Here is a 21,684-nt window from a genome sequence, read left to right as displayed (position 1 = left end):
GGCTACAACCTACAGGCGCCGTGTTCATCTGCACAAGTTACCTGAACAGATGCGTCGCATCACAAACGTGCCGGCAGCGCAATGTGCACCCCGGTGAGTTTTCCGCTTTCGATGAGGAAGCCTCGGCCCGGTGGGAAGTTCGCGCGACGCGCATGGGTGAATGGGGTCGTGAACACGCTCGGCGCGTCGTTGGCGTCAGGCTGCAGAGCAAGTGCCCAGCGGGCCCCGCGCAGCGGACTCGCAAGCTCCCACACTGTGCCCAGCGTCGCGTTTTCACCCTCGACGATGACGGTCAGCTCGCTCCGACGCAGAAGTTTGAGGAGCTGGGCCAGAGCACGCTCATTGCCGCTTCCGTCAAACCCACCGATGTCTTCGATCACAACCACCCCACGATGTCCCGGCATTGGGAATTCCGGTGCAGTCACTGGTTCAGCGGGCGGTGTTGCGGCGAGAGGAAGGCTTGTACCGATCAGCGGCAAAAGAGACAAGCCAACAGCGGCGGGCGCGCTTCCACCCAGGGACCGCGTCAAGTTTTCGATGACGACCTCGCGGCGCTCTGGCGAATCAGCGATCTCCTGCCAGACCGGCAGGTGACGCAGAGTCGATCGATTCGGGGAAATGAGGACCGCATCAAGCAGCTGCCCCGCCGCACGAGCTTGTACTTCAAACGCTTCCAGAAGTGAAGCGATCGCTGTTGTTCGGCCAGAACCGGCCGGCCCCGTGACCAGCAGGAATCCGCCATTCGGAGCGGCGAAAGGTTGGAGTTGCACGGTGTCGATCGCAAAGGGCGCACCCGCCAGCGCGGGCGCCCTCAGGTCAATTCTCTGAATCGCCTCCGGGATGCGGGGCACCGGCGCAGGCGCAAGCCCTGGCACCAAACGCTGCTGATCGGCCAACCGTGCAAACGCCGCATCTGTGTCCGCGGGATCATTACTTGCCCCGGGGACCGCGAGTTGGATCTCGTCGTCTGCACCAATACGAACGGCGCGGCCCGCGGGAGCGCCCTCGAAGATGCCAGCTGAGACGCCGAGCATCTGATAGTCACTCTCAGCGGCCAGCCGGAGAACCAGGCGCTCCGGGATGCTTGAGGCCAGTGACGCGGGGAACCCGCTTGCGCGCTCTGACGTGAAGACAACGTGAACGCCGACATTTCGGCCCGACCGAGTGATCTCCACAAGGTCTGCGAATGGGTCTGCCCCGCCTCCGAGGTGTTCATAGGCATCCCGGAAAGCCGAGAATCCATCAATAAGGAGCAGCACCGGCGGCGAAGCCAGCTGTGCGGCGGCACGGTCGACTACAAGGGAGCGCAACATTCTGAGCAGGCGAACAACCCGGTCGCGCTCGTCGCTTAGAAGGATGTCGCCTGTATTGGGAAGCTGCGCGAGGATGTCCAGTCGGCCACCGCTCGCATCAATGCCATAGATGTGAGTGCTGGGGTCGGCCGCGATCGTCGCGGCCGCGATCGTCAGAAGTGCGGTTGTCTTTCCGCTTCCACCGCCACCATAAATCGCAACGTTGCCCACCTCGCCGAGCCCGCAGATGTACGGCGACTGGCGTTGCAGATGCGGCTCATCAATCAGTCCGGCAATGATGCTCAACGGGCCGCCTTGTGCCTGTGAAGAGCGGTCCATGGCAGGCCGTGGCACGAGAAGCGCCTCGAGCGAGACAGTCTCTGGCAGTTGGTCTACCCAGGGTTTGCGTGGCGATGACACCTGCGCTCCCGTTGCGGCTTGCTGAATGTGCGCGGTGAGCACTTCGATGTCGCGGGGACCCTTCTTCGCGCTGCGACGCTGGCTTCGCACCTCCGGCTGCAATGCCCAGGGTGCATGCTCGCCGAAACCCAGCGTTCGGACCTCGACGGGTTCCAGGTGCTGGGCTTCAGAGCGGCCGCCGAGGTAACCAGTCTGGAAGTGGGTGAGCCTGCCCGCACCAATCTTGACCGCAGCACGACCCGGAGTGTCAGGTGCGAACTCCGCCGCATCCGTCACCCCCAACACATCTGTGCTGTCGGCCGGGTCAGCCATGCGCAACCCGATTCGCAAGTTCGTGTTCGCCCGTAGATTGTCCTTGATCACGCCGGCTGGCCGCTGGGTCGCCAGTACGAGGTGTAAGCCGAGCGAGCGACCTCGTTGCGCCACATCAATCACACCGTCCACGAACTCAGGGATCTCGCTCACCAACGCAGCAAATTCGTCGATCACGATCACGAGCGCCGGCGGGGCGTCCGGGTCAGATCGGCGTTCGAGGGCGATGAGGTCCTTCGCTCCCTTCGCAGCCAACAGCTCCTCCCGATACCGCAGCTCCGCCCGGAGTGAGGTCAATGCCCGGCGCACGAGGTGGGTGTTGAGGTCGGTAACCAGGCCGACCGTATGCGGAAGGGTCGTGCATTCTGCGAATGCGGCACCACCCTTGTAGTCAACGAGCAAGAACGTCAGCCGGTCCGGTGAATATTGCGCAGCCAACGACAAGATCCAGGTCTGCAAGAACTCCGATTTGCCAGATCCTGTCGTGCCACCGACCAACGCGTGCGGGCCATGTACGCGCAGATCGAGCGCGACCGTTCCTGCACCACCTTGCCCGACAACCGCTGTGAGCTGACCCGGCTCGCGTTCCCGGCCCGACTCCCAGTGCGACACCAGGCTGTCTGTGGAACGCCAGTTAGAGAGCACCGCCTCACTGGCACCCATCACATCGCGCGGCAAAATCTGTCCAAGTGTCACAGAACGCGGGAAATCACTCTCATCAAGCACTCGCGCACCGGCATCCACAAACGGTGCGATCGCCCGCCCAAACGTCTCGGCAACCGGCGCGTCCACAGCATCGATTTGGCTCAGGGCCACCATCTCGCCCTGACGCACAAAGTGCACCCGCCAGGTGTTGTCCTGCACCTCAACTGTCGTGCGGCACGCAGCAGGTACCGCGCCCAAGTGCTCGGCAACCCAGATGAGGTGCACTCCAACGTCGGCACCGTCTTCCGCGAGCCCAACCAGCCGGGCGCGCTCAACTTCTGAGTCAGCAAGCACGAGCACAACGACGGCCGGTGTCGGCGCCGGCGAGGACACCGGTGCGAGCCGTTCGCTCGAATCGGACGCACTGTCATCCACTCGTGATCTGACCGTCGCACCGCGAGCAGCGGTCGCACGCGTCGCGATCAAACCTTCGAGCGCGGTCAGCAGGACTGCCGAGCTGCGCTCATCGTCGGCGAGGTGAGGCACCGGAAGCGGACTATACGCTGAATCGGCGTGCGGGAGCCACTTGAGCCAGGCCCAACTCGACTGCGACTGCCCTCGATCAGCAAACACGGTGAAAGTGAGATCCGCCGGAGAATGCAGCGCAAGCAGCTGTACGAGCAGGGACCTCGCCACCGACTCCGACCAGAGCCGCGGACCCGCGACGCCCAGAGATCCACACCGATCTAGCCGTTCCAACACTGGAACATCGGCGATGGTGCTGAACTCGTCTTGAACGGCGGTCAACTGCTTCCAGATCTCCGCAGGAATCTTCCCCCTGGCAGGCATCTCGATCTGTTTGCGGCTCGGCATCTCCGCCCTTCCGAGGCGCAGTTCGAGAAACGCGCGGTGCTCCGGCCTGCGGGTCCACAGCAACCCATTTGGTTGAGACGGCAGCGTCAGCAGTTCGGCAGGAGACACGGATTCACGATTGCGTGCTTGGTGCTCCGTGTCGCGAGCCACCGTCAGCTCATCCGTCGCAAGCTGCAGACCCTCGTCAAACTCTTTCTGCTTTTCACGGAAGGTCCGCCGACGCGTCAGCCGGTTATCAAACCAGGTGCCCAGCATGATGATCGGCGAGAGGGCGATGAAGATCAGGCTGAGGGCAGACTGCGTCACCATGAACAGCACAGCGCCCATCGCCAGCGGTGCGAGCATCGCGATCAGCGGGAAGCGTGCAGGCTCCGGTGGGTCAGGCGGAGAAGGAAGAGTGATCGGCTCCGGGATGTGCACCGGATCCACGCGGGGCGACTGCAAGTGCGCAACGAACGCCTCAAGGTCCGGCCCTGCCACAGCTGGCGGCCCCACCTCGATGCGCACCTGCACGTCACCCAACACGAGGACGCTACTTCGTTGAATCAGTACCGTGGTGACCGGTTTCTGACCGGCACTCGTGCTATCCAGCAGGAAGCTGCTGTTCGCAGAACCCAGGTCCTCGAACGTCAGCGCCCCGTCTTCCGCACGCAGCACCGCATGTTGTCTCGACACGCTTGGGTCATGCAGCTCAACCCGGTTTGCCCGGTCGCGGCCGATAAAGTTCTCGCCCTGCACGATGCTGAAGGCGACCCCCGACTGTTCCCCCGAAAGCACCGTTACCGTTGCAACCGGCGACTTCGTCCGCTGCCCATCGCCTGGGCTCGACTCAAGTACCGGCTCAACCATGCTGCCTGACTGGATGCCAGATTTGCCGAGCGGATCACCCCCGTCCAGGATCAGTCCGGGCCGATTTGGGAACACTGCCCGGAGAGTCAACGGCGCGTGCCGGTGAACGGCAAAGCTCAAGAGCCGAGGATCGCCGGCCCCGGCACGAACCAATCCGCGCGCAACCTCGCCCACCGTCGCCGTGACATCGGCGGTCAAGGTGACATCTTTGCTCTGCTGCCTTGGCCCCGTGGGGTGCTCAGCTAGGGACACACGAAGTTTCAAACCAAAACTACTTTCGGAAGAGGGCCACATGTTCAACACTGATGTGCCCACCGGCGCAGTATTGGTGCTTATCCGAGATCATGCCATGACATCTGCTGCGTTGCCCATCGTGCAACATGCTCCGACGGATATGGATGATATTTGTGCCTGCGCGGCATCATCTATTGGCTCGAGCGCAATCGTCAGAACCGGCGATAAGACATCCCGGCTGAATCCAACTGCGTGAACCTACTCAAATTGCATTCACCGTCGGGTCGCGCCTTTGGCTTTCGGACGAGAAACACTGTCTTGGAGGACACTTTGTTCGTGTATTCGATGGACCGATATCTGAACAGTCGGACGGCGAGTTGGAGTACGACAGCGCTAAGGAGGAAGGTCAGCGACGTACGGAAGAACAGGTACGCGATCAGCATGAGAACCCGGACAAAGCTGTGCTTGAGGGCAAGAAAAAAGCCCAGGTAGATCGTAAGATCTACCTGGGCTTGCCTGTGCACCCCCCGGGACTTGAACCCGGAACCCACTGATTAAGAGTCAGTTGCTCTGCCAATTGAGCTAGAGGTGCTTGCTTTTCGGCCGTAGTTCACAACCCCGGCCGAGGTAAAACAATAGCATCAGATTCCACGACGACGCTAATCGAGCGTGCACGTCGGCGTGTTGCGCCTTCCTGACTATTCTTGGAGGGTGACTGACGCCGGAAATTACACTCTCGAAGACGACCTCGCGCTGGCCATTCAACTGGCCGACACAGCGGATGCCATTTCCCGCGAACGCTTCAAGTCCGTCGATCTCGAAGTGTCCACCAAGCCGGACCGCACCTTTGTCACCGACGCCGACCAGGCGGTAGAGCGCGCCATCCGCGACCTGGTCACGACAGAGCGCCCGTCAGACGCCTTCTTCGGTGAGGAATACGGCACGACCGGAGAGGCCCGGCGGCAGTGGATCATCGATCCCATCGACGGCACCGCTAACTTTCTGCGCGGCGTGCCCGTGTGGGCAACGCTCATCTCACTGGCCATCGACGGCGTGCCCGTCGTCGGCGTCGTCAGCGCGCCGGCCCTTGGCAGGCGCTGGTGGGCGACCACCGGCTCAGGCGCCTGGATCCAGGAGAACGGCGAAGCGCCTCGCCAAATCCGTGTGTCGGGCGTCGCAGAGCTCGGTGACGCATCCCTGAGCTTCCAGAGCATCGAACAGTGGGACGATGCCGGCTACCTTGACCGGCTCATCAGCCTCACCCGCACCGTGTGGCGCGATCGGGCCTATGGCGACATGTGGCCATACATGATGCTCGCGGAGGGCCTCCTCGACGTCGTGGCCGAATTCGACGTCAAGCCGTACGACATCGCCGCGCTCATCCCGATCGTGCAGGAAGCCGGCGGACGCTTCACGACAATCGACGGCCGCGACGACCTCGCCCATGGCAGCTCACTCGCCACGAACGGGTTGCTCCACGAGAGCGTCGTCGCCCACCTACACAGCTGAGTCCGACACAGTCGGCCGCATCCAAGCGGATGCCGCCTCACCGCCCTACGGGGTGACTCTACCTACAGGGTGACTCGGCCTACAGGTGACTCGACCTACAGGTTGATGAGACTTCCACCGGCCAGGGTGATCAGCATCGTGGCGACGCCGATGGTCACGGTTCGCGTTACCGTGCGGGCAACGCGAGTGCCGCCGAGGCGCGCGGCCACCAGCGAGGTCACGACGAGCGATACGACAGCGGCTCCGAACGTCACCGGGATTCGCAGGTGGTCTGGCGCCAGCACGACGCTCATCAACGGGATGCCGGAGCCGAGTGCGAAGGAGACCCCGGCCAGGATGCCGGTCACCACCGGACGATGCCGGGTCTCGGCCGTGATGTTGTACTCGGCGTCGGCATGCGCGGCCAGCGCGTCGTGTTCGGTGAGTTCGATGGCCACCTCGCGGGCCAGCTCTGGCGTGAGCCCTTTGCGTTCGTAGAGCTGCGCCAGTTCGGCGAGCTCTGCGTCTGGGTCACCGGCGATGCGTTTGCTCTCCCGCTCGAGCACGGCTGTGGCGGCATCCGCTTCGATCGCTGCCTCTGCATACGATGCGGCGCCCAGCGACATGCCACCGGCGACCATCGCCGCCAGGGCCGCAACGACCACGGTCATTCCGGTGGCTCCAGCGGCGGCGAGCCCCTCCACGATCCCGGCGGTGGCGATGATCCCATCGTTGGCATCGACAACCCGAGAGCGCAGCATCGTGCCATCGACCCAGGACGCGCGCCTTACAGTCGTCGTTTTATCCGATGCAGCCATCCGTCACCTCTCGCCGCGAGAGTAGCATCGCTGCGCTTAGCTCTCGGGTCGAACGCGCAGCTTCCCGGGGAGAAAGGGCAGCCAGGGCGCAGAATAGACGAGCACTCTCGGCGGCTCGCTGCCCATGGAGTATTCCGCCTCGCCGTACTTCCACAGCCTGTTGAAGAGGAACACCTGGATCGTGGCCGTGGCCGACCCGTCTGCCCCCTCCGCATCGACTTGCCAGGTGCCGCTCCCCCACTGCGCCGGCTGGCCACGACCGTTCAGCACGACGGTGGGCTTCGGAAACCACCCGATGGCAGGCTTGGCAAGTACGAGCTCTAGCCGATTGCGCGGCGTCTGTGCGGGGGCATTCATCCCCACAGCCTATGGCCGGACAGTGCGGGCCGCTCAGTCAATGCAGGCCGGTCAGTGCACCAGCGTGCTCAACCAGATCACGCCCAAGCCGAGGGCCGAGGTGACGGCCGCGCTGAGGAGGCGCACCGGCCAGCGATTGCCTCGCCGAGTTGAGTTCTCCCAGCCGAGCACCGCCAGGATCACGACGCCGACCCAGAGCGCCAGATAGTACGCCACGTACTCGTCGAGTAGGCCGATTGTGGCCACGAGCAGGAACATTGCAGGCACGAGCATGGCCAACACAAGACCCAGTGAATGACGGGCAGAGTGCAGGGCGGCCTTCCACAACGCCGTGGCGCGTGGTCCGTCCGTCTGCTCGGAGGCGATCACCCCTGAGTAGATGTGGGCAAGCCAGAAGACCCCAATCGTGCCGACGACGAACAGCAACACATCCAGATCGGTGTCGTACTTCCACCCCACGGCAATGAGGGCGCTGACGAGCACGGTTCCATAGATCGCGTATTCCGTGCGGTACGCGCGCAGCACGAGGACGATGGACGGGCTGCGGCCGGAGCGGGCGTTGTCCTGGGAGGTGGTGTCCTGACCCGTGCTGCCGCGCGCTGTGCTGGCGCGCCCTGACTCAGGGGGTATGCCCTCGGCATCCGTCATGGTTTGCCTCCGTCGTTGCCGGTACGCGCATCGGGTTTTCCAACGGTACTGACGGATGCGGATGCGGTCTACCCGGCGCGTTCAGACAGAGAAATTGCGAAACGCCGTGTGAATCTGGCATCTCAGGTCGGCGAGTTGCAAAAACTCCGCCCGAAGGGACATCCGCTTGCTACGAAGGGCACAAAAATAGCCCGCACTCACGGGGAGTGCGGGCTATCTCGGTCAAGAGCGTGTGACAGCAACCCAAATGGTGGAGATGGGGGGAATTGAACCCCCGTCCACTGCTGTGGTCATGTGCCTTCTACGGGTGTATCCAGTGAAATCGTTCTACTCGGCTCCGGAATTTGCCACTGGCACCTAATCCGACAAGCCCAGCCCTCGTTTTAGTCCCTCTACACCCCGCGGCTCAATGTAGAAGCAAGCTCTCTAGATAACGCCAGGGTCCGGGTAGAGAGCATTCCCGGTCTGACGGACTCTATAGTTGCTTTACTTAGGCCGCGAGGGCGTAAGCAGAAGCAGAGTCAGTGCGGTTTGAATTGGCACTTATTGTTTTGCAGAGATCGTTAACGAGATAACCCTGCATCCTCGACCCGCTTCTCACAATTGCGCAGGCAATGTCGAAACCGATCATCCCCATGCACACCTCGCCCACTATGGAGCATTGAGGCGGGTCACTGTCACACGCTGTTGAATTACCAATGCAGTGAGCCGGAATGTTCCAGCACGCTGCAGCCTTTCATCCTACAACACAACGGCAGTGCCTTTTATGCCGACGACGTGACCAAACGGCGATCCAGCAGGGCGATCTCCGCGGCGGTGAACCCCTGCGCCAACAGATAATCGGCCACAGAGCCGAAGCGGTCATCGATCATCTCGAGCAAACCAGCCATCACCTCCGGCGGGGTACCGCCCATGATCATGCGCAGCTCTGGCGACTCCTCGATGCCATAGCGCGCCACCAGGGCCAGCATCTCGTGGAGCCATTCGCCCTGGAGGTTCTGTTCTGAGATGGCGTAGTCGGCAACGACGACCTCCCGCGCCACTCCCACCGCGCTGAGAGCCAGCGCCACGACGATTCCGGTGCGATCCTTGCCCGCTGTGCAGTGCACGAGCACCGCGCCGTCGTCGGGCTCGGCGATGACACGCAACGCACTCACCAACATTGAGCCGTGTTCAAGCACCATGCTCTCGTACATCGTCGGCAGGGTGATTCCTGGCCCGCTGTTCGCCGCCGCTGTCCCCTCGTAGACCGGCAGGCTCACTACATCGATGTCGAGGTCGTCGATGGCATCCGGCTGAACCTTTACCTCGAAGTCATCGCGCAGGTCAACGATCGTGCGCACGCCCAGATCGAGAAGCTGGCTGCGCCCGGCATCCGTCAGCCCTTTGAGCGCGTCTGAGCGATACAGCACGCCGCTCCGGATGACCCCGTTGGTCGCCTGGAAGCCTGCCGGCTCTCGAAAGTTGAACGTGCCATCCACTGGAAATCGAACTTCTTTGTTCATACAGCTCCCCTTGCCCGACCTCAGACGGATATTAGTCTCCGAGGTTCTTACGTGCCGAAATGGCCCTGTCAGATTCGCGCTTGTCCTGGCGTTCCCGCAGGGTCTGGCGCTTGTCGTATTCTTTCTTACCCTTGGCGACCGCAATCTCGACCTTGGCCCGACCATCCTTGAAGTAGATCTTCAGCGGAATGAGGGTGTATCCGCCCTCTTTGGTCTTGTGGCTGATCTTGATGATCTCCTGCTTGTGCAGGAGCAACTTGCGCTTGCGGCGCGGCGGGTGGTTCGTCCAGGTTCCGGCCGTGTACTCGGGGATGTGCACCGCATCGAGCCAGGCCTCGCCGGATTCGATGAACGCGTAACCGTCGACCAGGGACGCCCGACCTGCCCGCAACGACTTCACTTCAGTACCGTTGAGCACCATTCCGGCCTCGTAGGTGTCTTCAATGAGATAGTCGTGACGCGCCTTGCGGTTGGTCGCTACGACCTTCTCGCCACGTTCCCTGGGCACGGAGGTTCTCCTCGATCTAATGTCTGTGAACGCCCGGCGTGTGCCGGGCAGCCCACCAGTCTAGCGCGCAAGCGGATGCCGCCAGTTGCCGCAGTCGTGCGTCGCCTGTGGACCCTGCCGCTGAAACGTGGTCGCTAGACCTTCAAGTACCGGCTGATGGCGAAGTTCGCGGACAGTGCGGCGAGCACCGCTCCGAGCGCCAGCAGGATGGGCACCACGATCAGCGCGTCGTCCAGCCCGACCAGGGCGAACCCGGTGAGCCTCGCGCTCAGGAAGTCCTGCACGAACCATTTCACGATACCCAGGATGGCGGCTCCCGCGAGTACCGATCCGAGCAGGGCCGCAAACACACCCTCCAGGATGAACGGGGTTTGGATGAACCGGTTCGACGCACCCACCAATCGCATGATGCCGATCTCGCGTCGCCGCGAGAAGGCCGACAGTCGGATGGTGGTCGCGATCAGGAGCACGGCGGCCACCAGCATCAGGGAGGCAATGCCGATCGCGGTGTAGCTCGCCACGTTGAGAACAGAGAAGATCTGGTCGAGGTACTTCCGCTGGTCAGCAACGTTCTCAACGCCGGCGACACCGGACAGGCTCTCCACGAGCACATCTGACTGTGACGGGTCGACGAGGTTCACCCAGAACGTCTGGTTGAGCTGGTCGGCCGTGACGTAGTCGGCGACCGGGTTGCCTGCGAACTGCTTCTGGAAGTTCTCGAACGCCTGCTCGTGGGTCTCGAAGTAGAACTTGTCGATGAAAGGAGCGAGGGTCGGTGACTCTAGCTGCGCCTGCACCGTGTCGATCTGTTCCTGGGTGGCTTCGCCCGCGGTACACGTTTCACCAGGCGAGATGGCCGTGCACATGTAAATGCCCACCTGCGCCTTCTCGTACCAGAAGTTCTTCATCTGGCCGATCTGCATTTGCAACAGGATCGCGGCGCCGACAAAGGTGAGGGAGATGAAGGTCACCAGAACGACGGAGACCACCATCGACGCATTGCGACGCAAGCCGTTCGCGGCTTCGGAGAGTACGAGTGCAAGTCTCATCGGGTGGGCCCTACATTCTGCTCACCGGTTTGGTCAGGCTTCTCTCCTGGCGCCCGCAGGCCCAGTTTCTCGGCAAGTGTCAACTGCTCTGGTACCTCGTGCTGGGTGACCGGCAGAACCGGTCGATTCATCGTGCGCATGGCATCCGTCGGAGGCTGGGCGTCTGATTCGGGCTCAACGGGCCGTGTCGCCTCGGTCGGAGGTAGGAACGGCATCCCGGTGTCCGCGGCGATCGCGTGCTTCTGCTCTTCGACGGTCTGCGCTGCTACCGGGGCGAAGGGAGCAACGGGCTCTGGAGCTGTCGGCGTAGTCGGTGCAGGTGCGGGTGCCTCGACGCGCGGCGCGAACGCTGCATGCGCGGGCGGAACCGTCGTGCGTCCAATCGGCGCCCGGTAGGCGGCAGCGGATGCCGGAACACCGCTGTACGCGGCAGGTGCAGCGTATGCGGTTGGCGGCTGTGGTGCTGAGGGCTCGGCTCGCGGCGGCGCCACGGGAGCGGTCGCCGGTGCCGGTGCCGCTGTCGGTGCTGTCGTTGGTGCAGCGGCTGTCGGCGTTGCTGCCGTTGGCGTGGCCGCTGCGGGGGTTGCTGCCGTCGGGGTTGCTGCTGTGGGTGCAGCCGCCGTGATCGTCTCGCGTGGCGTTGCCCCGCCGACGGTGGGGATGGCGCTGGTGCGGTCGTAACCACCCTGACGCTCGTCGCGCACGATCTGGCCACTGGCCAGCTCGATCACGCGTCGCTGCATCTTGTCGACGATGCCGGCCTCGTGGGTGGCCATGAGGATGGTGGTGCCACCGGCGTTGATGCGCTCGAGCAGCGACATAATTCCGGCGCTCGTGGTGGGGTCGAGGTTACCCGTCGGCTCATCGGCGAGGAGAATCTGCGGCTTGTTGACGATGGCGCGGGCGATGGCCACGCGCTGCTGCTCTCCACCGGAAAGTTCGTGCGGAAGTCGCTGTGCCTTCTCGGCCAGCCCGACCATCTTCAGCGTGTCAGGCACGGCTTCCTGGATGAATCCGCGTGATTTACCGATCACCTGCAGGCTGAACGCGACGTTGTCGTACACGCTCTTGTTCGGCAGCAGTCGGAAGTCCTGGAAGACGACCCCGAGGTTGCGGCGGAAGTACGGCACCTTGCGGTTGGAAATGGAGCGCAGATCCTGCCCCAGCACGTGAATGCTGCCGCTGGTCGGCTTCTCCTCCTTCAACACAAGTCGCAGACAGCTCGACTTCCCCGACCCGGATGCTCCGACGAGGAAGACAAACTCTCCGCGCAGGATTTCGAGGTCGATGGAATTCAGGGCCGGTCGGTTCGTACCCGGATATTGCTTGGTGATGTGATCAAAGCGGATCATGGCCTTTCGAGCCTAGGCAGGCATCCGCTAATTTGCGAGTGCGACATGCCTATTCAGCCGAACCGCTAGTTTGTTGGGGCCTGCTTGCGCCAGCGGATGCCGGCAGCGATGAAGCCGTCAAGGTCGCCGTCGAACACGTTGCTCGGGTTGTTGACCTCGTAGTCGGTGCGGAGATCCTTGACCATTTGGTACGGCGCGAGAACGTAGCTCCGCATCTGGTCGCCCCAGCTGGCGGTGATGTTTCCGGCGAATTCTTTCTTGGTTGCGGCTTCCTGCTCGCGCTGCACCAGGAGAAGACGGGACTGCAGCACGCGGAGTGCCGCCGCGCGGTTCTGGATCTGGCTCTTCTCGTTCTGGCAGCTGACCACGATGCCCGTCGGAAGGTGGGTGATGCGCACGGCGGAGTCAGTCGTGTTGACGGACTGTCCACCAGGCCCGCTCGAGCGGAACACGTCAACGCGAATGTCGTTGTCGGGAATCTCGACGGACTCGGTCTGCTCGATCAATGGCACGACCTCGACCGCGGCGAAGGAGGTCTGGCGCTTGCCTGCGGAGTTGAATGGGCTCATCCGCACCAGGCGGTGCGTGCCGGCTTCGACGCTCAGCGTGCCGAACGCGTATGGGGCGTCAACTTCAAACGTCGTGGACTTGATTCCGGCTTCTTCTGCGTAGCTCACATCGAGCACGCTCGTCGGGTACTTGTGCTGTTCGGCCCAGCGCAGGTACATGCGCATGAGCATCTCGGCGAAGTCAGCGGCGTCAACGCCACCGGCGCCGGCGCGGATGGTGATGACGGCCGGGCGTGGGTCGAACTCCCCGTTCAGCAGCGTCTGCACTTCGAGCTCGCCGAGGATCTTCTGGATGCTCTTCAGCTCGGCTGCAGCCTCCTCTGCGGAATCCGGATCGCCCTGGCCGTCGAAGGCCATCTCCACCAGCACCTTGAGGTCGTCGAGGCGCGAGTCGATGCTCTCCAGCTTGGCCAGTTCCGACTGGCGGTGGCTCAGCACGCTGGTGACCTTCTGCGCACGCTCAGTGTCATCCCAGAGGTCTGGCACCCCCGCCTGCTCGCTCAGGTCGGCGATCTCAGCGCGGAGTCGATCGACGTCGATCACCGATCTGATGTCTCCAAAAGTGGCCCGCAGTGCGGCGATCTGCTCCGAGAATTCCTGCTCATCCATGTCACAGAGAGTCTAACGGCCCCTGTCGCAACTCTTGCTGGCATAGCATCGAAGCGTCATGAGCAATCCAGAGCGCCCCTTCTCAATGCGCTCAGTCGCACTTGCCGCATTCCTGCCCACGCTGTTGTTCTCCATCGGCGAGGGTGCGATCATCCCCCTGATCCCCGTGGTGGCGCACAACCTCGGCGCGACTCTCGCAGTGGCCGGCCTCATCGCCGCGATGGTGATGGTCGGTGAGCTGGTCGGCGACATTCCGAGCGGATGGGTCGTGTCCCGTATCGGGGAACGCAACGCCATGATCGGCGCATCCCTTTTGACGATCCTCGCCGTGATCGTGTGCATGGTCGCCCCGAACCCGCTGGTGCTCGGAATCGGCATCTTCATCGTCGGTCTTGCCACAGCCGTCTTCGCCCTCGCCAGGCACGCGTTCATGACCAGCTACGTTCCGATCGCCTATCGGGCCCGCGCCCTGTCAACGCTCGGCGGCATCTTTCGCGCCGGCTGGTTCGTCGGACCGTTCATCTCGGCCGGCCTCATTTACCTCACCGGCAGCACAGAAGCCGTGTTCTGGGTGTTCATCGTGAGCTGCGTGGGCGCCGCAACAATCCTCATGCTGCTGCCAGACCCCGAGAGCACCTTCGGCCAGCCGCAGCTCGCGGTGGCGAAGGACGGCAGCGTCCGAAGCGCCGGCGAAGAACTCGCGGCCGAAGAGTCGGAGGGACTCTTCAAAACGCTCTGGGGCTTCCGCGGGGTGCTGGTGAAACTCGGCACCGGCGCCGGCCTGATCGGGGCGATGCGCGCCAGCCGCACCGTGATCCTGCCGCTCTGGGCGGTGAGCATCGGGATCAACGTTCCAGACACCGCGCTCATCATCGGCATCGCCGGCGCCATCGACTTTGCGTTGTTCTACGTCAGCGGGCAAATCATGGACCGCTTCGGGCGCATTTGGAGTGCCCTGCCATCGATGATCGGGCTGGGCGTCGGACATCTCGTGCTCGCATTCACGCACGACCTCCCCCAGAACGTGGAGTGGTTCATTGGCGTTGCCATGTTCCTCTCCCTGGCAAACGGCATCGGCAGCGGCATCCTGATGACCCTCGGCGCCGACCTGGCACCCAAGGATGACCCAGCACCGTTCCTCGGCGCCTGGCGCTTCACCGCAGACCTCGGCGGGGCTGCTGCGCCCCTTGCGGTAGCCGGGATCACCGCCGCCGCGTCGATCGCGCTGGCCAGCGGCGTGATGGGCGTGCTCGGGCTGTTCGGCGCCGTACTCCTCGGGCGCTACATCCCCCGGTACATCACCCACACGCCAACGCGCCGCATGCCGCCCGCCTCGAAGACTGATTGAATGTAGAGATGCCTCTCAACGGAGAATACGAACCAAGCCAGGAAAAATGGGTGCGCGACCAGGTCGAGCTGTACGAGAGCTCCGGCGGCACCAAGGGTACGACGTTGCGGGGAATGCCCGTCGTTGTGCTCACCACCGTGGGCGCGAAATCCGGCAAGCTGCGGAAGGTCGCGCTGATGCGCGTCGAACACGACGGCGAATACGCGATCGTGGCCTCACTCGGCGGCAGTCCGAAGAACCCGGTGTGGTACTACAACGTGGTCAAGCATCCGGTTGTTGAACTGCAGGACGGCCCGGAGAAGTGGGACATGATTGCCCGCGAAGTCTTCGGCGCAGAGAAGGCCGAGTGGTGGGAGCGCGCCGTTGCCGCATACCCCGACTACGCGAACTACCAGACGAAGACCGAGCGCGAGATTCCCGTCTTCGTGCTTGAGCGCCTGCCAGAGAGCGCAGAGTGAAGAAGAGCGGCACCCTCAGTCCCTCGATCGACGCGATAGTCCTGGATGACCTCCTGCCTGTCGACGGATCGCTGCTCCGCTCAGGCAGCGACTCTGAAGGTGAGCTCTTCGACCGGGTCGAGTTTGACGGTCGCGACCTTACAGGGGCGACGTTTCGGGAATGCGAGTTCAGGGGCGTCTCCATCCACGACACGAAACTGCGCGGGGTGACCTTCGCCGAGTGCGTGATCGCCGACCTGCAGGCGCCCGTGTTCAGCGCACCGCGCTCCAGCTGGCGCGATGTGCGGATCGAGCACTCCCGCCTCGGCTCAGTGGAGATCTACGAGGCCACCATGCGCTCGGTGCAGATCGACGGATCCAAGCTCGATTTTGTGAACCTGCGGAACGCGAACCTCACCGACGTGTTGTTGAGCAACTGCATCATCGAAGAGCTCGACCTCAGTAGCGCCACGGTGCAGCGACTCGAACTGCAGAACTGCCGCATCGGCACACTCGACGTCTCAGGGTCGCGGTTCAAGGATGTCGACCTGCGCTCGAGCGACTTCAGCGCGGTGCTCGGCATCGAGGGTCTCAAGGGTGCGACGATCGATGACGCGCAGCTCAGCTTGTTCGCCCCGGTCTTCGCGGCTCACCTTGGCGTGATCGTCGAGTAGTCGAGACAAAAATATTCTGTCTCACAAGAATTCGTTCGTCGTACGACGTAAGCGGATGCTGGTGACTTACGTCACGGCATCCGCTGTGCGCTCGAGATCGGTCTTGGGACGCTCGCGCTGCGTTGCGATGGCCGCTCCGGCGGCGACGCACACCAGCAGGATGGCGATCTGCTGCTGCAGCGTGAAGGTCTCCCCCAGCACCAGAACACCGAACACGGCGGCAATGACCGGGCCGAAGCTCGTAATGATCGCGTAGAGCCGGGGCGGGATCCGCCGCAGGATGAAGGTGTCGAGCGAGTACGGGAACGCTGAAGACAGCAATCCGATCGCAGCCAGCAGGCCAATGACGCCCCAGTTGAGCGCGCTGTAATCAACCGTGAGCAACGCCAGCGGCAGCACGAGCACGAGGCTCACCAGCCCGGCGATGGAGATGCCTTCGAGTCCGGCGAAGTCCTTGCCGACCCGCCGGGTCAAGAGGATGTAGCCGGCCCATGACACCGCGGCGACGAGGGCGAGCGCAATGCCGAGCACGTTCGGCTCGGTGTCAGACCAGGTCAGGAGCACGACTCCCCCGGCCGCGGCGAGCGCGCACACGAAGTCCAGCAGTCGGCGTGACCCCAGCAGCGCAAGCGTGAGGGGGCCGAGGAACTCCAGCGTGGCTGCCATGCCGAGGCCCAGGATGTCGACGGCCTCGTAGAACGACAGGTTCATCACGGCGAGCACCACACCAAGCAGCAGGGCCGGCCAGATGCGTCGCCAGGCCAGGTGCGCCAGCTTCGGCCGGTAGAACGGCAGCAGCACGATGATCATCACCAGCTGCCGCACGGCGACGACGACGGGAGACCCGACGAGCGGTATGGCTAGTCCGGCGAGCGACGACCCGAAGTTGATGCTGACTTCGGTGACGATTTGTGCTCCCGCACCGATCGTCTGTTCACGCCTGGTTGACACGCCATCTCCTGTCTTGGCCGCTAGATGGCACCTCTTGAGGGTACGGGATGCAGCGCCACTCGAAAGCGGATGCGAGCGCGCCCGGCTACCAGAACACCGACCGGGCGACCACGGTCACGTCAAGCGGCACGCCCTCCGGCAACACCCAGGCCACGACGGGCGGTCGCCAGTATGCGTGCAGCGTCACCGTCGCGCTGACGCCGTCCGACGACGTCGCCTCGCTGACGGTCAGCCCCTCCATGTCGGGATGCGAGGCGGAGTCCAGATAGTCCAGCACGGCAGCCCGCACCTCATCCGGCGTGAGAACAGGCTGCAGTTGATCGCCGTCGAGACTCATACCGGCGATCTGAAACGATTCTGCACCGGCCAGGGCCGCGCCATCGGCCAGCGTGAACAGTCTCTTCCGCTCCAGGTAGAGCGAGGTCGCTGCCGTCACCACCAGCACCACCACGAGCGCCAGCGCGCAGAAGAACATCGTCAGGATGAGGATCGTGCCCTCGTCGCTGGGGCGTCCGGGGCCCCCGGAGCTGATCCTCGCCCCGAATCGCCGATGCAGTGCCAGGCGGGTCATCCCGCCCGCCAGAACCGAGAGACGACCTGCGTTGCCGTTGCCTCCACCGGGATCGCCGCCGCGCCGAAGGAGAATATGTCGGGAACCAGAGGTAACGGCACCACAATGCGAACCGTCACCGTTACAGCGCTCTGGGGCATGAGGCATCGAGCGGGATTCTCGCAGTCGATGCTGGCTGCCACGTCGGTATTCTCCAGCCCGTAGTCGGTGAGACCGACATCCACGGCCCTGGCCACACGGGCACGCCCCTCCGCCTCGTTCGGTGCCAGCACGTACGCTCGCGCGGCCTGTCTGGCGGCGCCCTCCACGGCGAGCGCTCCGCTCTGCACCGCCGAGAGCGCAAGCACCAGGTAGACCAGCGGCACCAACAGGATCATGCCAACGGTGATGAATTCCAGGGATGCTGTTCCGGTGTCGTCAGGCATCCGCCCCCTGATGATGCTCATGGCTCTCACTCCAGCGATTCCACGGCGGCATGACCGGCCACGCTCAGCCCGGACTCGAAGCCGAGCAGTCCAAGCAGCGGTAGCGGCGTCACCACACGCACTTCGGCGCTGGTGTACCCCGCGGACTCACCGAAGGTGGCCACGATGTTCCGGGCGTAGCTGTCGCCCAGTGCCGCCGTAATGAGCAGACGGGTCCGTTCTTCCCCCTCCGCCAGCCCACCGTCCGCGAGCGCGGCGTAGCGGGCACCCTCTGCGGCGGCATCCAGCACGGTGTTGCGCACGTGCAGCGCCAAGGCGAATTGCAGCACGGAGAGTGTCAAAAAGGTCAGGAGCGATACCACCATCACGAATTCAGCGATCGCCGAACCACTGTCGTCCCCGCGCAGAGACGACGACCGATTCGGCGACGCGAACGGCTTCATGGTGCGATCTAGAATCCGCTGACGCGATCGATGGCCTGTTGGAACACACCGCTGAGCGCCGGTCCGGCCAGTCCCCAGATGATGACGACCAGTCCTGCCGTCATGAGCGTGATGAGCACCCAGCCGGGGACATCTCCCCGCTCGTCGGGGCGACTGTCGTGGTGCGAAGTGTCGGTGGCAATGCTGTTGATCGTGGCCATCAGGATTCCTTTCTCGCGGGGTGACTGTGGTGGTGGATGACGAACTCAAAAGCCCGTCTGGAGCACGAAAATGCCTGGAAATATCGCGAAAAGTACGGTCAGCGGGAGGATGAGGAACACCAAGGGCACGAGCATGGCGACCTCCTTCTTTCCCACGGTTTCGAGCAGACGGCGTTTGGTCTCTTCACGGGCGTCCTGGGCCTGTGCGCGCAGCACCTCGGCCAGCGGTGAACCGCGTTCCAGCGCATTCGTGATCTGGTCGACGCACCGGGTGAGCGCTGGAAGTTGGAGCCGCTCTGCCAAGCGGTTCAACGCATCCGCCAGTGGAACCCCGGTGCGTACCTCGCCGATCACGCCAGCCAGTTCGGCGGAGAGTTCACCGGAACTTGAGGCAGACACGCGCCGCAGGGAATCCAGGATCCCTTCCCCGGCCGAGAGCGACAAGGTGAGGAACTCCAGCACCGTCGGGAGCTCGCTTTCCATGCGAGCAAGCCTGGCTTTCGCCGCGCGCTGCAGGATCAGGTCGCGAGCGAGGCCAGCGCAGCCTGCGGCGACGAGCGGGAACAGTGCGCGCACAATCAACGGCACAGTGCTGAAGGCTGGCGACACGGCAACGAGAAACACACCGCCAGCCAGGCCGGCAACGCCCCACAACAGTTGTTCAGACCTGAACTGCTGCAGCGACATAGCGGAGCCCGCCTGCTGGAGCCGTTGCCGGATCGTGTCCGACCCGCCGAGCACCCGGGAGAGTGCGGTCGTGCCGCGGTTGAACATCGGAGCGAAGAGCGACCCGAGCACGGGCAGCGGGTCGGTACTCCGCCTGCCCACGAAGAGGCGGGCCTCGGCAGAGACGTCCAGCACGTAAGGAGCGACGCGATCAACCAGCCGCGGGCGAGAGAGCCTGGGCACGAGGCTCACCAGCGACCAGAGCCCGAGACCCAGGGTCGTTCCGCAGAGCAGTGCCAAAGCCACTGTCGAGCTCACTGAAACCACCGCTTCTCTTCAGGTAGCTTCCCCAGTGCGATCATCACCCGGTATGCGACGATCGACACCGCGAGACCGCTCACGATGACGACGAGACCTGAGGCCGAGTTGTACGCCACGGCGGCCTCCGGTCGCGATGCGAGGAGGACGAGGATGATCCATGGAGCTGCTACGCCGAGCTTGGCCGCGTTCATAACCCACGACTGCCTGGCCTCTGCCTCCTGCCTGATCGCGGCATCCTGCCTGAGCCACGCCGCCAGACTGCGCAGTACCTGGGTGAGGTCGCTTCCGCCCACCTCTCGCGCCATGCGCAATGTCTCCAGGATTCGATCGGCGACCGGGTCAGCCAGGGTCGCCTTCAGCCGGTCGATGGCGTGGGAGAAGCTTCCCGTCGTTCGGTACTCCTGCTCGAACTCTGCAAATGCCTGTCGAGTCTCCTGCGGCCCTGTGAGCGCGAGGCTGCTGACGCTGTCGGGCAGCGCGAGCCCCGAGCGCACCGCAGAGACCAGGTGATCAACGACATCCGGCCACACCATGCGGGTGGCGATACGCCTGGACTTCGCCTTCACCATGACCAGCAGAGTCGGCAGCGCGAGCGCCGCGCAGCCGGCCGCGATCGTGATCGCCATCACCCCGATGATGGCGTGGCTGAGCGCTGCGCCGACTATGCCAACGAGGGCCGAGAGCAGCAGGAATGCCGAAACGGGAACGGATGCCAGGCCGGCCTGCGTCAATCTCGCCCGCACGATATCGAACGGGCCGGGCTTCACCGACTGGCTCCTGCGGTGGGCCGGCCACAACAGCGGAGAAATGGTGAGCACCATCCCGCAGCCGAGCGTGCAGCCAACGATGAGGATCATCGGGGGTCACCCCTCAGTACCAGCGCCGGGTCGAAACCCGCCGCCTCAAACTTCGTGAGTTTCGTCGGATAGCCGCCGGTGGCCTCCAACACGCCTGAGGAGATGAGGAAGATCGGGCTCGCTTCGATCAGGGTGCCGGATAGCCCGCCGCTCGGAGCGATGATCTCCGACACACGGCGCCTGCCATGTCGATCGATCTCGCAGTGCACCACGATGTCGATGCAGCTGGCCACGGTCGGCAGCACGAACGCGGAGTCGATGTTGCGCCCGGCCAACAAGGGCAGCGTGGACAGTTTCGAGAGCGCGTCGCGCGCACTGTTGGCATGGATCGAACACATCCCTGGCAACCCGCTGTTGAGCGCGATGAGGAGGTCGAGGCTCTCCGCTTCGCGCACTTCACCGACAACCAGCCGATCGGGGCGCATCCGCAATGACTCCTTGATCAACTTGCGAAGCGTGATCTCCCCCGTGCCCTCGAGGCTGGCCTGCCTGCACTGCATGGCGACGACATCGCGCGCGTTCACGTCGAGCTCGAAGGTCTCCTCCACCGTCACGATGCGCTCGTTGTGTCTGGAGGCGGAGAGCAGGGCGTTCAGCATGGTCGTCTTGCCGGTCTGGGTCGCGCCGGACACCAGGATGTTCTGCCCGGCCAGAACGCACATCCGGAGGAACTCGGCGGCGTGGTGGCTGAGCGAGCCCAGGGCGACGAGTTGGTTCAGGTCTCGGATGCGTGCCGTGAACTTGCGAACGTTCACTGCCCAGTGCTTCTGGGTGATGTCGGGAATGACGACGTGCAACCGAGAGCCGTCGGGGAGGGATGCGTCGACAAACGGGGAGGACAGGTCAACGCGGCGACCGGAGGCCTGCAGCATCCGCTCGACCAGGTCGCGCACCTCCCGCTCGGTCAGCAGCAGGCTCGTCAACTCCGGGACACCATTGCGAGCGATGAACACCCTGGTGGGCGAATTGATCCAGATCTCCTCGATATCCGGGTCGTCGAGCAATGGCTGCAGGGCACCAAACCCGGTGAGTGTGGCGACCACCTCCCTGGCCGCCTGCCCCTCGTCTGCCAGCAGCGGAAGCGAACCGCCGAGTGCTAGCTCGCTGTACCGACGAACTTCGTCGTGCACATACTTCTCAGCGAGCACACCATCGGAGCTGAGGTCGACGCCCTCGCGGCGCACCCGAACACGAACCTGCTCGATGATGGTGCGGACAGCCTCACTCATCCCTGCATGATGCTCTACCCGCACGTTTGCCCGC

At 63.8% G+C, this 21,684-nt stretch carries 22 protein-coding genes, 1 tRNA gene and 1 other RNA gene; 5 read left to right on the top strand and 19 right to left on the bottom strand.

Translation table 11 applies throughout. The features are described from left to right. Positions 1-59: 59 nt before the first annotated feature. Entirely contained in the window at positions 60-4,589 is a 4,530-nt protein-coding gene (locus AC25Y4_RS01745) for a type VII secretion EssC family protein (RefSeq protein WP_488118642.1), read from the bottom strand. Between the two features lie 94 nt (positions 4,590-4,683). Here AC25Y4_RS01745 and AC25Y4_RS01740 point away from each other — a divergent pair, with 94 nt between their 5' ends. Then, positions 4,684-4,881: a hypothetical protein gene (locus AC25Y4_RS01740; protein ID WP_488118641.1), complete on the top strand. Its 198-nt coding sequence runs from the start codon at positions 4,684-4,686 to the stop codon at positions 4,879-4,881. Positions 4,882-5,144: 263 nt separating this feature from the next. Here AC25Y4_RS01740 and AC25Y4_RS01735 read toward each other — a convergent pair. After that, positions 5,145-5,217: transfer RNA gene (locus AC25Y4_RS01735), tRNA-Lys, on the bottom strand. Positions 5,218-5,336: 119 nt separating this feature from the next. On the opposite strand from AC25Y4_RS01735, the gene hisN reads away from it, so the two are divergent. Continuing rightward, positions 5,337-6,134, top strand: coding sequence for a histidinol-phosphatase (hisN, locus tag AC25Y4_RS01730; protein WP_488118640.1), 798 nt, complete (start codon positions 5,337-5,339; stop codon positions 6,132-6,134). Positions 6,135-6,229: 95 nt separating this feature from the next. On the opposite strand, the gene AC25Y4_RS01725 is transcribed toward hisN, so the two are convergent. From AC25Y4_RS01725 to prfB, 9 genes are all read right to left on the bottom strand, one after another. Beyond that, positions 6,230-6,931, bottom strand: a complete 702-nt coding sequence (locus tag AC25Y4_RS01725) for a VIT1/CCC1 transporter family protein (protein ID WP_488118639.1) — start codon at positions 6,929-6,931, stop codon at positions 6,230-6,232. A 36-nt stretch (positions 6,932-6,967) separates the two neighbouring features. Next, the gene (locus tag AC25Y4_RS01720; protein ID WP_488118638.1) at positions 6,968-7,288 is read right to left on the bottom strand and encodes a hypothetical protein; all 321 of its coding nucleotides are present in this window, start codon (positions 7,286-7,288) and stop codon (positions 6,968-6,970) included. 51 nt (positions 7,289-7,339) lie between these two features. After that, positions 7,340-7,936 carry a hypothetical protein gene (locus AC25Y4_RS01715; RefSeq protein WP_488118637.1) on the bottom strand — a complete coding sequence of 199 codons (597 nt, stop codon included), beginning with the start codon at positions 7,934-7,936 and terminating at the stop codon, positions 7,340-7,342. A 248-nt stretch (positions 7,937-8,184) separates the two neighbouring features. Then, positions 8,185-8,571: a transfer-messenger RNA gene (gene ssrA, locus AC25Y4_RS01710) on the bottom strand. Positions 8,572-8,700: 129 nt separating this feature from the next. Further along, on the bottom strand, positions 8,701-9,441 hold the full coding sequence (locus AC25Y4_RS01705; RefSeq protein WP_488118636.1) for a tyrosine-protein phosphatase: 741 nt from the start codon (positions 9,439-9,441) through the stop codon (positions 8,701-8,703). A 31-nt stretch (positions 9,442-9,472) separates the two neighbouring features. Further along, complete coding sequence (smpB, locus tag AC25Y4_RS01700; RefSeq protein ID WP_488118635.1) at positions 9,473-9,949, bottom strand: SsrA-binding protein SmpB; 477 nt, start codon at positions 9,947-9,949, stop codon at positions 9,473-9,475. A 134-nt stretch (positions 9,950-10,083) separates the two neighbouring features. Further along, a complete protein-coding gene (ftsX, locus tag AC25Y4_RS01695) occupies positions 10,084-10,998 on the bottom strand; it encodes a permease-like cell division protein FtsX (RefSeq protein ID WP_488118634.1) in 915 nt (304 codons plus the stop codon). After that, entirely contained in the window at positions 10,995-12,350 is a 1,356-nt protein-coding gene (gene ftsE / locus AC25Y4_RS01690; RefSeq protein WP_488118633.1) for a cell division ATP-binding protein FtsE, read from the bottom strand. The genes ftsX and ftsE overlap by 4 nt, the downstream gene beginning before the upstream one ends. Positions 12,351-12,415: 65 nt before the next feature. Beyond that, a complete protein-coding gene (gene prfB, locus AC25Y4_RS01685) occupies positions 12,416-13,528 on the bottom strand; it encodes a peptide chain release factor 2 (RefSeq protein WP_488118632.1) in 1,113 nt (370 codons plus the stop codon). Between the two features lie 58 nt (positions 13,529-13,586). Between prfB and AC25Y4_RS01680 the strand changes: the two genes are divergently transcribed. The 3 genes from AC25Y4_RS01680 to AC25Y4_RS01670 are packed head-to-tail and all read left to right on the top strand — an operon-like array spanning position 13,587 to position 15,987. Further along, on the top strand, positions 13,587-14,876 hold the full coding sequence (locus tag AC25Y4_RS01680; RefSeq protein WP_488118631.1) for an MFS transporter: 1,290 nt from the start codon (positions 13,587-13,589) through the stop codon (positions 14,874-14,876). An 8-nt stretch (positions 14,877-14,884) separates the two neighbouring features. Continuing rightward, entirely contained in the window at positions 14,885-15,334 is a 450-nt protein-coding gene (locus AC25Y4_RS01675) for a nitroreductase family deazaflavin-dependent oxidoreductase (protein WP_488118630.1), read from the top strand. Continuing rightward, the gene (locus AC25Y4_RS01670) at positions 15,331-15,987 is read left to right on the top strand and encodes a pentapeptide repeat-containing protein (protein ID WP_488118629.1); all 657 of its coding nucleotides are present in this window, start codon (positions 15,331-15,333) and stop codon (positions 15,985-15,987) included. The genes AC25Y4_RS01675 and AC25Y4_RS01670 overlap by 4 nt, the downstream gene beginning before the upstream one ends. 66 nt (positions 15,988-16,053) lie before the next feature. Here the strand turns inward: AC25Y4_RS01670 and AC25Y4_RS01665 are convergent, their stop codons facing one another. From AC25Y4_RS01665 to AC25Y4_RS01630, 8 genes are all read right to left on the bottom strand, one after another. Beyond that, a complete protein-coding gene (locus tag AC25Y4_RS01665) occupies positions 16,054-16,938 on the bottom strand; it encodes an EamA family transporter (protein WP_488118628.1) in 885 nt (294 codons plus the stop codon). Between the two features lie 85 nt (positions 16,939-17,023). Beyond that, positions 17,024-17,509, bottom strand: a complete 486-nt coding sequence (locus tag AC25Y4_RS01660; protein WP_488118627.1) for a pilus assembly protein TadG-related protein — start codon at positions 17,507-17,509, stop codon at positions 17,024-17,026. Beyond that, positions 17,506-17,955 (bottom strand): hypothetical protein, encoded by a 450-nt coding sequence (locus AC25Y4_RS01655; RefSeq protein ID WP_488118626.1) that lies wholly within the window; start codon positions 17,953-17,955, stop codon positions 17,506-17,508. The genes AC25Y4_RS01660 and AC25Y4_RS01655 overlap by 4 nt, the downstream gene beginning before the upstream one ends. Positions 17,956-17,960: 5 nt before the next feature. After that, positions 17,961-18,377 carry a TadE family protein gene (locus AC25Y4_RS01650; protein ID WP_488118625.1) on the bottom strand — a complete coding sequence of 139 codons (417 nt, stop codon included), beginning with the start codon at positions 18,375-18,377 and terminating at the stop codon, positions 17,961-17,963. Between the two features lie 8 nt (positions 18,378-18,385). Further along, the gene (locus AC25Y4_RS01645) at positions 18,386-18,577 is read right to left on the bottom strand and encodes a hypothetical protein (RefSeq protein WP_488118624.1); all 192 of its coding nucleotides are present in this window, start codon (positions 18,575-18,577) and stop codon (positions 18,386-18,388) included. 45 nt (positions 18,578-18,622) lie between these two features. Beyond that, on the bottom strand, positions 18,623-19,561 hold the full coding sequence (locus tag AC25Y4_RS01640) for a type II secretion system F family protein (RefSeq protein ID WP_488118623.1): 939 nt from the start codon (positions 19,559-19,561) through the stop codon (positions 18,623-18,625). Then, positions 19,558-20,421: a type II secretion system F family protein gene (locus tag AC25Y4_RS01635; protein ID WP_488118622.1), complete on the bottom strand. Its 864-nt coding sequence runs from the start codon at positions 20,419-20,421 to the stop codon at positions 19,558-19,560. The genes AC25Y4_RS01640 and AC25Y4_RS01635 overlap by 4 nt, the downstream gene beginning before the upstream one ends. Then, positions 20,418-21,650, bottom strand: coding sequence for a TadA family conjugal transfer-associated ATPase (locus tag AC25Y4_RS01630; protein ID WP_488118621.1), 1,233 nt, complete (start codon positions 21,648-21,650; stop codon positions 20,418-20,420). The genes AC25Y4_RS01635 and AC25Y4_RS01630 overlap by 4 nt, the downstream gene beginning before the upstream one ends. Between the last annotated feature and the right edge of the window lie 34 nt (positions 21,651-21,684).

It is taken from the genome of Leifsonia sp. Y878 (assembly GCF_057669685.1).
The sequence above is the reverse complement of the archived record's forward strand: the minus strand, read 5'-3'. Positions and strand labels throughout refer to the sequence as shown.

Excerpts from the sequence above, each read along its gene's own strand:
- AC25Y4_RS01660 (WP_488118627.1), bottom strand. The coding sequence starts at position 17,509 with ATGACCCGCCTGGCACTGCATCGGCGATTCGGGGCGAGGATCAGCTCC.
- ftsX (WP_488118634.1), bottom strand. The coding sequence starts at position 10,998 with ATGAGACTTGCACTCGTACTCTCCGAAGCCGCGAACGGCTTGCGTCGC.
- AC25Y4_RS01725 (WP_488118639.1), bottom strand. The coding sequence starts at position 6,931 with ATGGCTGCATCGGATAAAACGACGACTGTAAGGCGCGCGTCCTGGGTC.
- AC25Y4_RS01705 (WP_488118636.1), bottom strand. The coding sequence starts at position 9,441 with ATGAACAAAGAAGTTCGATTTCCAGTGGATGGCACGTTCAACTTTCGA.
- AC25Y4_RS01635 (WP_488118622.1), bottom strand. The coding sequence starts at position 20,421 with ATGATCCTCATCGTTGGCTGCACGCTCGGCTGCGGGATGGTGCTCACC.
- AC25Y4_RS01680 (WP_488118631.1), top strand. The coding sequence starts at position 13,587 with ATGAGCAATCCAGAGCGCCCCTTCTCAATGCGCTCAGTCGCACTTGCC.
- prfB (WP_488118632.1), bottom strand. The coding sequence starts at position 13,528 with ATGGATGAGCAGGAATTCTCGGAGCAGATCGCCGCACTGCGGGCCACT.
- AC25Y4_RS01650 (WP_488118625.1), bottom strand. The coding sequence starts at position 18,377 with ATGAAGCCGTTCGCGTCGCCGAATCGGTCGTCGTCTCTGCGCGGGGAC.
- AC25Y4_RS01715 (WP_488118637.1), bottom strand. The coding sequence starts at position 7,936 with ATGACGGATGCCGAGGGCATACCCCCTGAGTCAGGGCGCGCCAGCACA.
- AC25Y4_RS01675 (WP_488118630.1), top strand. The coding sequence starts at position 14,885 with ATGCCTCTCAACGGAGAATACGAACCAAGCCAGGAAAAATGGGTGCGC.
- AC25Y4_RS01740 (WP_488118641.1), top strand. The coding sequence starts at position 4,684 with ATGTTCAACACTGATGTGCCCACCGGCGCAGTATTGGTGCTTATCCGA.
- AC25Y4_RS01645 (WP_488118624.1), bottom strand. The coding sequence starts at position 18,577 with ATGGCCACGATCAACAGCATTGCCACCGACACTTCGCACCACGACAGT.
- AC25Y4_RS01720 (WP_488118638.1), bottom strand. The coding sequence starts at position 7,288 with ATGAATGCCCCCGCACAGACGCCGCGCAATCGGCTAGAGCTCGTACTT.
- AC25Y4_RS01630 (WP_488118621.1), bottom strand. The coding sequence starts at position 21,650 with ATGAGTGAGGCTGTCCGCACCATCATCGAGCAGGTTCGTGTTCGGGTG.
- AC25Y4_RS01655 (WP_488118626.1), bottom strand. The coding sequence starts at position 17,955 with ATGAGCATCATCAGGGGGCGGATGCCTGACGACACCGGAACAGCATCC.
- ftsE (WP_488118633.1), bottom strand. The coding sequence starts at position 12,350 with ATGATCCGCTTTGATCACATCACCAAGCAATATCCGGGTACGAACCGA.